Source organism: Ornithinimicrobium cryptoxanthini (assembly GCF_023923205.1).
Taxonomy (GTDB): Bacteria; Actinomycetota; Actinomycetes; order Actinomycetales; family Dermatophilaceae; genus Ornithinicoccus; species Ornithinicoccus cryptoxanthini.
The window spans coordinates 685036-697906 of sequence record NZ_CP099490.1 but is presented as its reverse complement, the minus strand read 5'-3'; the positions used below and the strand labels follow the sequence as shown (position 1 = coordinate 697906).

9 protein-coding genes are annotated in these 12871 nt (G+C 69.2%); 3 read left to right on the top strand and 6 right to left on the bottom strand.

Going from position 1 to position 12871, the window contains the following annotated elements; all coding sequences use genetic code 11:
• Positions 1-9: 9 nt before the first annotated feature.
• Entirely contained in the window at positions 10-1503 is a 1494-nt protein-coding gene (locus NF557_RS03240; RefSeq protein ID WP_252621654.1) for a serine hydrolase, read from the bottom strand.
• 157 nt (positions 1504-1660) lie between these two features.
• On the opposite strand from NF557_RS03240, the gene NF557_RS03235 reads away from it, so the two are divergent.
• The 3 genes from NF557_RS03235 to rarD are packed head-to-tail and all read left to right on the top strand — an operon-like array spanning position 1661 to position 5600.
• Entirely contained in the window at positions 1661-3541 is a 1881-nt protein-coding gene (locus NF557_RS03235) for a 2-oxoacid:acceptor oxidoreductase subunit alpha (RefSeq protein WP_252621653.1), read from the top strand.
• Between the two features lie 2 nt (positions 3542-3543).
• Positions 3544-4620 (top strand): 2-oxoacid:ferredoxin oxidoreductase subunit beta, encoded by a 1077-nt coding sequence (locus tag NF557_RS03230; RefSeq protein ID WP_252621652.1) that lies wholly within the window; start codon positions 3544-3546, stop codon positions 4618-4620.
• Positions 4617-5600, top strand: coding sequence for an EamA family transporter RarD (gene rarD / locus NF557_RS03225; protein ID WP_252621651.1), 984 nt, complete (start codon positions 4617-4619; stop codon positions 5598-5600). Before NF557_RS03230 ends, rarD begins: the two co-directional genes overlap by 4 nt.
• A gap of 22 nt (positions 5601-5622) precedes the next feature.
• Here rarD and NF557_RS03220 read toward each other — a convergent pair whose 3' ends face one another.
• The 5 genes from NF557_RS03220 to nuoL all read right to left on the bottom strand — a co-directional run bounded on the left by NF557_RS03220 (position 5623) and on the right by nuoL (position 12868).
• Positions 5623-6621 carry a hypothetical protein gene (locus NF557_RS03220; protein ID WP_252621650.1) on the bottom strand — a complete coding sequence of 333 codons (999 nt, stop codon included), beginning with the start codon at positions 6619-6621 and terminating at the stop codon, positions 5623-5625.
• 199 nt (positions 6622-6820) lie between these two features.
• Positions 6821-7858, bottom strand: a complete 1038-nt coding sequence (locus tag NF557_RS03215; RefSeq protein ID WP_252621649.1) for a polyprenyl synthetase family protein — start codon at positions 7856-7858, stop codon at positions 6821-6823.
• Positions 7855-9384 (bottom strand): NADH-quinone oxidoreductase subunit NuoN, encoded by a 1530-nt coding sequence (nuoN, locus tag NF557_RS03210; protein WP_252621648.1) that lies wholly within the window; start codon positions 9382-9384, stop codon positions 7855-7857. The genes NF557_RS03215 and nuoN overlap by 4 nt, the downstream gene beginning before the upstream one ends.
• The gene (locus tag NF557_RS03205) at positions 9384-10913 is read right to left on the bottom strand and encodes an NADH-quinone oxidoreductase subunit M (RefSeq protein ID WP_252623886.1); all 1530 of its coding nucleotides are present in this window, start codon (positions 10911-10913) and stop codon (positions 9384-9386) included. The genes nuoN and NF557_RS03205 overlap by 1 nt, the downstream gene beginning before the upstream one ends.
• Entirely contained in the window at positions 10913-12868 is a 1956-nt protein-coding gene (nuoL, locus tag NF557_RS03200) for an NADH-quinone oxidoreductase subunit L (RefSeq protein WP_370584117.1), read from the bottom strand. The genes NF557_RS03205 and nuoL overlap by 1 nt, the downstream gene beginning before the upstream one ends.
• Between the last annotated feature and the right edge of the window lie 3 nt (positions 12869-12871).

Genomic DNA, 12871 nt, shown 5'->3' with positions numbered 1-12871 from the left:
GTCTGACGCTCAGGGCGCCGTCAGCAGTCCGAGGCCGGCCTGGGTGAGGTCGGTGTAGGAGCCCGGCAGGATCGCCCCGTCGTGGGAGACCTGCACGCTCAGCACCCGTCCGGGCAACTCGGCGCCCGTCTCGACATAGAAGCTGAACGCCAGCACGCCGGGTGCAGAGCCTCCCTTGAACGCCTGGTAGGTCGCCTCCGGTGGCGCGAACAGGCCCGGGTTGACGCTGAGGATCGCGCGCAGAGGCTCGCCCTCTGCCGTGTCGGCCTGCTCCTGCAGGACGGCATGGGCGGTGCAGATCTCCTCCCCCGTCAGGAACCAGCCGACCCCGGAGGTCCAGACCGGCTCGCTCACGGCAAACGGGTTGGCCCGCAGCCCGCTCAGGTCCCCGGACAGCTCGTCCACCAGCTCGGCACGTCGTGCCGGGTCGGCGTCGGCCCACTGCTCGCGCAGCTGCGGAGCGGCCCAGCCCAACTCGAAGAACTGGCTCGTGCTCAGCAGCGGGGTGAGCCGCTCGGGGTCGTCGCTGACCCGCGCCAGCGCCGCGGTCAGCCGGCCTGGTCCCACGGCGTCCATCAGCAGGTCGGTGGCGGTGTTGTCACTGATCGAGATCATCAGCTCCGCGGCCTCCTGCACCGTCAGGACCGACCCGTCGGGCCGGTCCTGGAGCTCCCCGCTCGGCAGGCTCTTGACCTCCGGCGTGAGGGTGAGCTCTTCCTCCCAGGACAGGTCGCCCTCGGTGATGGCGTCGACCAGGGCCGACAGGACGATCAGCTTGAAGACCGAGCCCGATGGCGCCGGCTCGCCAGCCTGCTCCGACGCATGGACCGGGAGGCAGCGGCCGGAGTCGACCTCTCCGACATACACCCGTGTCGTGCCGCCGAGGTCCGCGAACTCCTCGTCGAGCTCCTCCCAGCTGCCCACCTCCGGGAGGTCGGCCGGTGGGCCGGGCTGCAGGAACAGCCCGGCGATCCGGCCGTCCGCGTCCACGGTGATCGACAGGCGCAGCGGCTCGTCCCCGGAGAGGGTGAGCTGGGTGGTCAGGGCTCCGTCCGGCTGCTCCTCGACGTCGCCGACCGTGGTCAGCGTCAGGGGTGGGCCAGCGCGGAACTGCGCCAGCACCGCTGCGATCTGGTCGGCCGGCACCTGAGCCAGGAACTCTGCGCTGAACCGCTGCCCGGCCTCCTCTGCCGTGGGCCCCGTGGCGTCGGGCGCCAGGTGGTCCAGCACCCACTGACTCTGTTCGCGCAGCGCGCCCTCGAGCTGCCCGAGGTCGGTGGCCTGCGCCGGGCCGGAGAGCGCGGCGTCGTCCTGCGGTCCGTCCGGCGCGGTGACGCTCGTCGTCTCTGAGGTGCGGTCGGCTGTTGGCGTCTCGGTGACCTGCCCCGGCGCACCTGTGCTGCAGCCCGTCACCAGCACCAGGGCGAGCCCGGTCAGCGTGACCGAGCCCCACCGACGATCGCCCCACCGATCCCCGGTCGGCTGTCGCAACCCATCACTCACCGCGCCTCCCTCACAGGCCGGAAGCCTACAACGACCAAATATCCAACAATAGTTGTGACAATAGGCTCACTCCGGCGCACCGACACCCCGTCGCCTGCCATCACGGCATACCATGGAAGGACCTGCCCGCGAGACGAGATCTGGTGACCCTCCCCGAATGAGTAGCAAGCCCATGCAGCGGTTGGACCGTGTCGTGATCCGGTTCGCCGGGGACTCGGGCGACGGGATGCAGCTGACCGGCGACCGGTTCACCTCCGAGACGGCCTCGTTGGGCAACGACCTGTCGACGCTGCCCAACTTCCCAGCCGAGATCCGCGCCCCTGCCGGCACACTGCCCGGGGTCTCCAGCTTCCAGCTGCACTTCGCCGACCACGACGTGCTCACCCCGGGCGACCACCCGGATGTGCTCGTGGCGATGAACCCGGCGGCGCTGAAGGCCAACCTGGCCGACCTGCCGCGCGGCGGCACGATCATCGTCAACACCGACGAGTTCAGCAAGCGCAACCTGGGCAAGGTCGGCTATGCCACCAACCCGATCGAGGACGGGGCCCTGGAGTCCTGGCACGTCCATGAGATCGCGCTGACCTCGATCACGGTCGAGGCGCTGGCCGACTTCGGACTGACCCGCAAGGAGAAGGAGCGGGCCAAGAACATGCTGGCCCTCGGCCTGCTGTCGTGGATGTACTCCCGCCCCCTCGACGGCACCGAGGCGTTCCTGCGCGCCAAGTTCGCCAAGGCCCCGGAGATCCTCGAGGCCAACCTGACCGCGCTGCGGGCCGGCTTCAACTACGGCGAGACCACCGAGGACTTCGCGGTCCGCTTCGAGGTGGCGCCGGCCACGATGCCACCGGGCACCTATCGCACGATCACCGGCAACGCCGCGATGGCGCTCGGGCTGGTCACCGCCGCGCACCGCGCCGGGTTGCCGCTGCTGCTCGGCAGCTATCCGATCACACCGGCGTCCGACATCCTGCACACGCTGTCCGGCATGAAGCGCTTCGGGGTGACCACCTTGCAGGCCGAGGACGAGATCGCGGCCGTCGGCATGGCGCTCGGGGCCAGCTTCGGCGGGGCGCTCGGCGTCACCTCCACCTCCGGCCCCGGCCTGGCTCTGAAGGCCGAGACCATCGGACTGGGGGTCTCCACCGAGCTGCCCCTCGTCATACTCGACATCCAGCGTGGTGGACCGAGCACCGGCCTGCCGACCAAGACCGAGCAGTCCGACCTGCTGCAGGCCATCCACGGCCGCAACGGCGAGTCACCGGTCGCGGTGATCGCCCCCCAGTCGCCCTCCGACTGCTTCGACATCGCGCTCGAGGCGGTGCGGCTGGCCACCACCTACCGCACCCCTGTGATCGTGCTCTCCGACGGCTATCTGGCCAACGGTTCCGAGCCGTGGCTGGTCCCGACGCTGACCGACCTGCCCGACCTGGAGGTCGAGTTCGCCACCGGTCCCAACGACACCGACGCCAAGGGCGAGCCGGTCTTCCACCCGTTCCTGCGCGACCCTGAGACGCTCGCGCGCCCGTGGGCAGTGCCGGGGACGGCGGGTCTGGAGCACCGCATCGGTGGCATCGAGAAGGCCGACGTGACCGGTCACATCTCCTACGACCCCGACAACCACGACAAGATGGTGCGGCTGCGGCAGGGCAAGATCGACGGGATCGCCGACACCATCCCCGACCTGGAGGTCGACGACCCCTCCGGTGAGGCACGGGTGCTGGTGCTGGGCTGGGGATCGACCTACGGTCCGATCGCGGCGGCCACCCGCCTGGTCCGGGCCACCGGCATCCAGGTGGCGCGCGCCCACCTGCGCCACCTCAACCCGTTCCCCAAGAACCTCGGCGAGCTGCTCCGTAGCTATGACCGCGTCGTGGTCCCCGAGATGAACCTGGGCCAGCTGGCCCTGTTGCTGCGCGGGAAGTTCCTGGTCGATGTGCAGTCCCACACTGCGGTCCGCGGCCTGCCGTTCCCGGCCACCGACCTGGCCGAGGTGTTGCACAAGGCCGTCGCGCAGACGTTGGAAGGAGTGCAGTGAGCATGTCGACGAAGACCGAGTTGGAGCTGCAGGGCACCCGTGGCGTCCCGCGCGTGGACCCGGAGGCCCCCGCGCAGACCAAGAAGGACTTCACCTCCGACCAGGAGGTGCGCTGGTGCCCGGGCTGTGGTGACTACGCCGTGCTCGCCGCCGTGCAGGGCTTCCTGCCCGAGCTGGGGCTGCGCCGAGAGAACATCGTCTTCATCTCCGGCATCGGCTGCTCCTCGCGCTTCCCCTACTACCTCGACACCTACGGGATGCACTCGATCCACGGGCGGGCCCCCGCGATCGCGACCGGCCTGGCCACGAGCCGTGAGGACCTCTCGGTCTGGGTCATCACCGGTGACGGCGACGCCCTGAGCATCGGCGGCAACCACCTGATCCATGCGATGCGCCGCAACGTCAACCTGACGATCCTGCTGTTCAACAACAAGATCTATGGCCTGACCAAGGGTCAGTACTCCCCCACCTCCCCGATCGGCTCGGTGACCAAGTCGACCCCAGTCGGTTCGGTCGACCAGCCGTTCAACCCGGTCTCGCTGGCCCTCGGCGCCGAGGCCACCTTCGTCGCCCGCACCATGGACTCCGACCGCAACCATCTGACCACGGTGCTGCGCGCCGCCGCCGAGCACCGGGGCACCGCCCTGGTCGAGATCTACCAGAACTGCCCCATCTTCAACGACGGCGCGTTCCAGCTGCTCAAGGACCGCGACGAGAAGGAGGCGCGGATCCTCAACCTGGTCGACGGGGAGCCGGTGCGCTCCGGCGCCGAGCACGTGGTCGCCCGCCAGGACGACGGCCGCCTGGCCGTCGTGCCCGAGGACGGCGCCGCGCCCGACTCGGTCCTGGTTCACGACGCTGGCGCGGACGACCCGTCCGAGGCCTTCGCCCTGTCCCGCCTCGACGACGGGTCGATGACGCACATCCCGATGGGCATCTTCCGCGCGGTCAACCGCCCCACCTATGACGACCTCGTCCGGGCCCAGGTTGACGGCGCCCGATCGAGCGCCGGTGGGCCCGCCGCCGATGACGACCTGCAGACGCTGCTGCACGGCAGCGACACCTGGCAGGTGAGTTGAGCCGCGCCACCCGGGCGACCAGCCAGGGTGGAGGCACACCGGCACCGAGGTCAGCCGAGGCCGAGTCGGTCCGCCGCGGCACGGCATACGGCTTCCTGGCCTATCTGCTCTGGGGTGCCTTCCCGGTCTATTTCGCGGCACTGAAGCCCGCTCCTCCCCTCGAGGTGCTGGCCCACCGCGTGCTCTGGTCGCTCGTGCTGTGCGTGCTGATCCTGGTCGCCGTGGGGCAGACGCGCTGGCTGGTCGACATGTTCCGCGACGGACGCCGCCTGCTGCTGCTCATCGCGGCCGGCGCGTTCATCGCCACGAACTGGACGGTCTATCTGATCGCGGTCATGACCGGGCACGTGACGGAGGCGGCGCTGGGCTACTTCCTCAACCCGCTGGTCACCGTCGGGCTCGGCGTCGTGGTGCTGGGTGAGCGGCTCCGGCCCGGCCAGTGGGCGGCGGTCCTGGTCGGCCTGGCTGCGGGGGTCTATCTGTCCATCGACTACGGCTCTCCGCCCTGGATCTCGCTGACGCTCGCCTTCAGCTTCGCGGCCTACGGGCTGATCAAGAAGCGGATCGGCGGGTCGCTCTCGGCGATCGAGTCGCTGACCGGTGAGACGGTCGTGATGGCGCCGTTCGTGGTCGGTCTGCTCGCCTGGCTCACGCTGACCGGTCAGCAGACCTTCACCGGCCACGGCGCCGGCCACAGCCTCCTGCTGCTGAGCACGGGCCTGGCCACCACCCTGCCGCTGCTGCTCTTTGCCGCAGCCGCCCGGCGGGTGCCGCTCGTGACGATCGGGCTCCTCCAGTTCATCACCCCGGTGCTCCAACTGATGGCCGGCGTGCTGCTCCTCGGCGAGGTGCTCCCCGCCTCCCGCTGGGTCGGTTTCGGCCTGGTCTGGGTGGCCCTGATCATCCTGTCCGTGGACTCGATCGTCTCGGCCGGGCGCTCCCGTCGCCTCGCACGGGCCGCAGCGGGCGCGGCGATCTAGGGCACGTCGCGCCCGGCGGCCGTCAGGAGGAGCGTGCGGTCGTGAGCGCGTGTCCCGCCGAATGCAGCAGCGCACGGACACCGGCCGCAGCCACCTCCTCGCCCTCGGTGATCTCCACCGCGAAGCGACGCCCGGTCACCCGGTGCACGACGATCCCTGGTCCTCCGCGGATGACGTATGCCGTGCGGTCCGGCAACCAACGCAGGCCGATCCCGCCCCACTTCATCGGATCGATGTCAAGCACCTGCGCCCCCACGACATCGGTCGCGGCCACCCGCAGCAAGGTGATTGGAGCCAGCAGCGAACGGATCACCAGCCCCTCCTCGTCGACCCGCACCTCGACCCGCGACCAGGCGAGCGTCAGCCCCACGGCCGCCACCGAGATCAGGCCGATCAACAGACCCATCCAGATGCTGCTCATCCACGACACCACCGTGGTGACGGTCAGCACCACGGCGACGAAGATCGCGGTGCCCGTCATGGTCCCGGAGCGCAAGGCCGTGGCCCACGGAACCAGGGGCGTCCCGCTCGAGACGGGGACGACGCGGGACCGCTCCGGCACGCTCTCGATGATCTGCGCGCGGTCGATCCGTTCGCGCCCATAGGCGACATAGACCACGACGGCGAGGGCGAGACCGATCACGAAGGGCACGATCGCCCAGATCACGTGCACGCGCTCAGCGCCGCCGGAGACGCGGGCACCCAGGGCAGCTGCACCATAGGTGGCGGCAGCCGTCGCGCCCATGCCGGCCAGCAGCGTGGTCAGCCACCGGGCCCAGAGGGCGGGCATCACGGCCGACAGGACGGCCAGGAGCGCGACGAGGACGGCGCAGGCCCCGGCGACGGACAATGTCACCGCAAAGAGCCCGGCTCCCGTGCCGATCCGGTCCGGCAGGTCCGAGGACCAGTGCATCGGCACGTGCGTCGGCTGGGGCCACACGTTGACCCCGATCAGCAGCACGGCGAACGGGAGGATGCCCAGGGTGCTGGCGATCAGCCGGTTGGAGCGGGAGGAAGTCACCGGGACAGGCTAACTGCCGCACGGCATACCTCTGCCAGACGACCCTCGGTCCCGCAGTCACCCGTTGGCTCCCTCCGCATGGGGTGGTGGCGCAGCGACTCCTCAGGACTCCGGATTTCGACCGCCCGGATGACGGCCATGGCGAACAAACCAGCGGTCACAACACCCCGCCAGGTGGCCAGCCGCTCACCCAGACCGGTCAGGAGGAGCGGAGGGCGACGCCGTCGACCAGAATCTGCAGCGCCTGCACCGCGGGCCCCTCCGGCAGCGGCGCCAGCAGGGCCCGCGCCTCGTCGGCGACCCGGAGCGTCTGCGCCCGGGCAGCATCCATCGCGGGGTGGCCCCGCAGCAGAGTGAGCGCCTCCCGCAGGTCCGCGTCGTCCTCGATGGGTCCGGCGACCAGCTCCTTGAGACGGTCGTCCCCGGGGTCGGTGGACCCTCTGACCAGCAGGACCGGCAGCGTCGCCTTGCCCTCCCGCAGGTCGGTGCCCGGGGTCTTGCCGGACTCCTCATGGTCGGAGGCGACGTCGAGCAGGTCGTCCGCGAGCTGGAAGACCACACCCAGCTTCTCGCCAAACTGGGTCAGCAGGCGGGTCGTCTCGACGTCGCACCCGGAGAACATCGCCCCGTAGCGGGCGGCGGTCGCGATCAGCGCCCCGGTCTTGTCCGCCAGCACACCGAGGTAGTGCTCGACCGGGTCCGCATGGGGCGGGACTGGTCGGTCGTCCCGGATCTGACCGGCGCACAGGCGCACGAAGGTGTCCGCCTGGATGCGCACCGCCTCGGCGCCCAGGCGCGAGACGACCTGGGAGGCCGTGCCGAAGAGCAGGTCACCGACCAGGATCGCCGTGGAGTTGTCATAGGCGACATTGGCGCTCGGCACCCCTCGGCGCAGGTCCGCCTCGTCCATGACGTCGTCGTGATAGAGCGAGGCCAGGTGCGTCAGCTCGACACTCACCGCAGCGTCCACGACACGTGCCGCGACCTCGTCCTGCGTCGCGCCGGCCGGCTCGGGCATGCTCGCCCCGACCTCGGCCGCGAGCAGGGTCAGCAGCGGTCGGAACCGTTTGCCACCGGCGTCGCTGAGGTGTCGGGCCGCTCCGGCGATGAAGGCGTCGTCATGGTCGACCACCTCGTTGAGCCGCCGCTGGACCGCCTCGAGGCCGGTCAGCAGACGGTGGTTGAGGTCGGGGTCGATCCCCGGCACCAGCTGCGTGCCCACGTCCTGCCCGGTCACCGCAGGAACTGCGCGGCGCTCGCGGCGAGGTCGAGCACCGGGGCCGGGACGATCCCCAGTCCGAGGGTCACCAGCACGCCGGTGACGACCGCAAACGTGGTCAGCGCAGACGGTGTCACGACGACGGTGTCGTTGCTGGTGTCACCGAAGTAGAACGTCACGATCACCTTGAAGTAGATGTAGGCCGTGACCGCGCTCGCCAGGACGCCGATGACCGCCAGCCACGCGTAGTCGTTGGCGACCGCGGCGGCAAACACCGCGAACTTGCCGGTGAAGCCCGAGGTCAGCGGGATCCCCGCGAAGGCCAGCAGCAGGAACGAGAAGGCCGCGGCCAACCAGGGCGCGCGCCTGCCAAGCCCGGACCACTGGCTGATGTGCGTGGCCTCGCTGCCGGCGGAGCGCACCAGGGCGATGAGGGCGAAGGCGGGGATGGTCATGAACCCGTAGGCCGCCAGATAGAACATGGTGCTCGAAGCACCCACCTGCTCCAGGGCGACCAGACCGGTCAGGATGAAGCCGGCGTGGGCGATCGAGGAGTAGGCCAGGATCCGCTTGAGGTCGGTCTGCACGATCGTGAGCACGGCACCCACGATCATGGAGGCCGCGGCGACTACCGCCAGCACCGGCTGCCAGTCGAGACGAGCAGCCTCCAGCCCGACATAGAACAGGCGCAGCATCGCCCCGAACGCGGCGACCTTGGTGCAGGCGGCCATGAAGCCGGTCACCGGGGTCGGTGCGCCCTGATAGACGTCAGGGGTCCAGTTGTGGAACGGCACGGCACCGACCTTGAACAGCAGACCCGTGGCCAGCAGCAGCATGCCGGGGATCAGCAGCCCGTCCATGCCGGTCTCGGTGCCGATCGCGTCGGCGATGACGTCCAGGCGCATCGACCCGGCGTAGCCGTAGAGCAGCACCGCACCGAACAGGAAGAACGCCGACGAGAAGGCGCCGAGCAGGAAGTACTTCAGCGACGCCTCCTGCGAGAGCAGCCGGCGACGGCGAGCCAGACCCGACAGGACATAGAGCGGCAGCGACAGGATCTCCAGCGCGATGAACATCAGCAGCAGGTCGTTGGCTGCCGGGAAGAGCATCATGCCGCCGACCGCGAGCAGGGTGAGCGGATAGACCTCGGTGGTGGTGCCCCCGAGACGGACTGCCTCCCGCTCCTCGAAGGAGCCCGGCACGGAGACGCCGGCCTGGGTGAAGGCGTCAGGGGTCGAGCCGCCCAGGCGCTCGCTCATCGCCAGCAGGCCGATGATCGACAGCGACAGGATCAGGCCCTGGATCATCAGGGTAGGACCGTCGATGGTCACCGAGCCGGCGGCCGTGATGCCCATGTTGTCCCGCGCCACCCACACCAGCGCCACGAGCGCGGCCACCAGGGTGGCGACCGACAGCCACAGCTGGGTGCTGACCCGCTGCTCACGCCGCAGGAACCCCTCGAGCAGACAGCCGATCAGGCCACCGCCGAAGACGATGATGAGCGGCAGGATCGCCAGGTAGTCGATCTGTGGAGCCTGGAACATCAGCCCTCACTCCCCTCTGCGCTGACGGCTGGTGCCGGGTCAGTGACGCCGACGTGCTGCAAGGTGGTGGTCACCGCGGGCTCCAACAGGTCGATGACGGGCTTGGGATAGAAGCCGAGGAAGAGGAAGGCGGCGATGAGCGGTGCCACCACGAACTTCTCGCGCGTGGTCATGTCCCGAGTGGTCCGCGCGATCTCCTCCGGCTTGGGGCCGGTGGCGATCTTCTGCCACCACAGCAGGATGTAGAGCGCGGCCAGGATCACGCCGGTGGCGCCGATGATGGCTGCCGCCGGGTAACGCTGGAAGGTGCCCACGATCACCAGGAACTCCGAGACGAAGGCGTTCAACCCGGGCAGCGCGAGGGCGGACAGCCCGGAGATCAGCAGGGTGCCCACGATCAGCGGGGTGACCCGCTGCCACCCGCCGTAGTCGGCGATGGTGCGCGACCCACGCCTGGCGATCAGCATGCCGGCGATCAGGAACAGCGCTGCCGTGGTGAAGCCGTGGTTGACCATGTAGAGCGTCGATCCGGTCTGGCTCACCGTGGTCATCGCGAAGATGCCGAGCACGATGAAGCCGAAGTGACTGATCGAGGTGAACGCGATCAGCCTCATCATGTCCGTCTGCCCGATCGCGAGCAGGGCGCCATAGATGATCGAGGTCACGGCCAGCACGATGACCACGGGGGTCGCCCACTGGCTCGCCTCGGGGAACATCTGCAGACAGAACCGCAGCATCCCGAAGGTGCCGACCTTGTCGAGGACGCCGACGAGCAGCACCGCGGTGGCCGGTCGTGCCTCGGTGGCCGCGTGCGGCAGCCAGGTGTGGACGGGGAACATCGGGGCCTTGATCGCGAAGGCGATGAAGAAACCGAGGAACAGCAGCTTCTCGGTGACGCCACCGATCTCCAGCCCGGTCAGGTTCGACAGCAGGAAGCCGTCGGTCCCGCCCGGCCCGACCGTGTAGAGGCCGATGACCGCGACCAGCATGATCAGGCCACCGAGCAGCGAGTAGAGCAGGAACTTGGTGGCTGCGCGAGCCCGGTCCGGGCCGCCGTACTGGCCGATCAGGAAGTAGACCGGCACCAGCATGGCCTCGAAGAAGACATAGAAGAGGAAGACGTCGGTGGCCGCGAAGACACCGATCATCATCGCCTCGAGCAGCAGCATCCAGGCCACATAGCCCTGCAGCCGCCGGGTGCCGTCAGCCGGGACGTCGTCCCAGGCCGCGATCAGGCAGATCGGCACCAGGATCACGCTCAGCAGGATCATCGACAGCGCGATGCCGTCGATGCCCAGCGCGAAGGTGACCCCGAACTGCGGGATCCAGGAGTACTCCTCGACCAGCTGCAGCTCGCCCCCGCCGACGCTGAACTGCAGCGCGGCGACCACGGCCAGCACCAGGGTGACCAGCGAGACGCCGAGGGCGAACTCGCGGGCCTTGGCGAAGCCGCGCGGCATCAGCACGAGCGCGAGAGCGCCCAGCGCCGGCACCGCCAGCAGGATTGTCAACCAGGGCACGTCGGTCATCACTGAATCACCCACACAGCACCGAGGATGGCAACGATGCCGGCCAGCATCGTCATGGCATAGGTGCGGACGAACCCGTTCTGGGCCTGCCGCACGACGTTGGCCACGCCGGCCAGGCCACGGCTCGTGCCGCCGACCAGACCGCCGTCGATCACGTCATCGTCAGCGACCTCCAGACCCGCCACCAGGCTGGCACCAGGACGCCGCAGGAAGTTCTCGTTGAACTCGTCCTGGAACAGGTCCTTGCGGGCCGCTCGCGTCGCGAAGGAGCCCACCGGGGCCACGACCGGCACCTCGTCACGGCCGAAGCGCAGCCAGGCTAGGCCGACACCGAGAACCATCAGGACGAACACGCTCGCCTGGATGGCGAACAGCGGGATCAGCGACTCGTGCGAACCGGGGTCGCCGAAGACCGGCTCCAGCCAGCCGGTGAGGATGCCTGTGGGATAGAGGGCGGCGCCGAGCGCCAGCGAGCCGACGGCCAGGACCATCATCGGGATGGTCATCGTCAGCGGCGACTCGTGCGGGTCGATGTCGTCCTCCCAGCGTGCCTTGCCGTGGAAGGTCATGAAGAACAGTCGGGACATGTAGAACGCGGTGATCCCAGCCCCGACCAGCGTGACGATCCCGAAGACCCACCCCTGCCAGCCCGGGGCGGAGAAGGCGGACTCGATGATGTGGTCCTTGGAGTACCAGCCTGCCGTGAAGGGGAAGCCGATGATGGCCAGCCAGCCGGCCGCGAACGTGACCCAGGTGATCTTGACCTTCGAGCTCAGCGCACCGAACCGTCGCATGTCGACCCGGTCCTTCATGGCGTGCATGACCGAGCCGGCCCCCAGGAACATCCCGGCCTTGAAGAAACCGTGGGTGATCAGGTGGAAGATCGCGAAGACATAGCCGATCGGGCCGAGTCCGGCCGCCAGCATCATGTAGCCGATCTGGCTCATGGTGGAGGCCGCGAGGGTCTTCTTGATGTCGTCCTTGGCGCAACCCACGATCGCTCCGTAGAGCAGGGTGATGCCACCGACGATGGCGACGGCGACCCGGGCGTCCGGCGTCAGGTCGAAGATCGCCTGGCTGCGCACGATCAGATAGACACCGGCGGTGACCATGGTTGCCGCGTGGATCAGGGCCGACACGGGGGTCGGTCCGGCCATCGCGTCCCCGAGCCAGCTCTGGAGCGGGAACTGCGCCGACTTGCCGCAGGCACCGAGCAGCAGGAGCAGGCCGATGATGGTCAGGACGGTCGTGGTCGCCGACCCGGCGCTGCCGTGGACGGTCGCGTAGTCCAGCCCGCCGAAGGTGGCGAGCATGTAGGCCATCGCGATGATCAGCGCGAAGTCACCAATGCGGTTGACGATGAAGGCCTTGTTGGCCGCGCTGGCGTAGGCCGGGTTGTAGTTCCAGAACCCGATCAGCAGGTATGACGCCAGACCGACGCCCTCCCAGCCGACGAAGAGAAGCAGGTAGGAGTCGGCCAGCACCAGGATCAGCATGGCGGCGACGAAGAGGTTGAGGTAGGCGAAGAAGCGGCGCTTGTCCGGGTCGTGCTCCATGTAGCCCAGGGAGTAGACGTGGATCAGCGAGCCCACGAAGGTGATCAGCAGCACGAACGCCATCGACAGCGGGTCGATCAGCAGCCCGGCGTGCAGCGTCAGGTTGCCCGCACTGACCCAGTCCCACAGGGGCACGGACAGCGAGCGCTCATCGGCGCCCAGACCGGTCAGCTGCAGGACGATCAGGGCACCCACGACGAAGCTGCCCCACGACAGGAGGGTGGCCAGGAGTGGACCGAACTTGTCGGTGGCCCGGCCGCCGAGCAGCAGCAGCCCGGCACCGAGCAGTGGCAGTGCGATCAGCAGCCACGCCAGGGCCGAGGTGCCCGTGGCCTCTGCGGCCCGGACCGCACTGGGATCGGCGAGCGCGAGGCCGACCGATGTCTCAAAGACAGACACGCA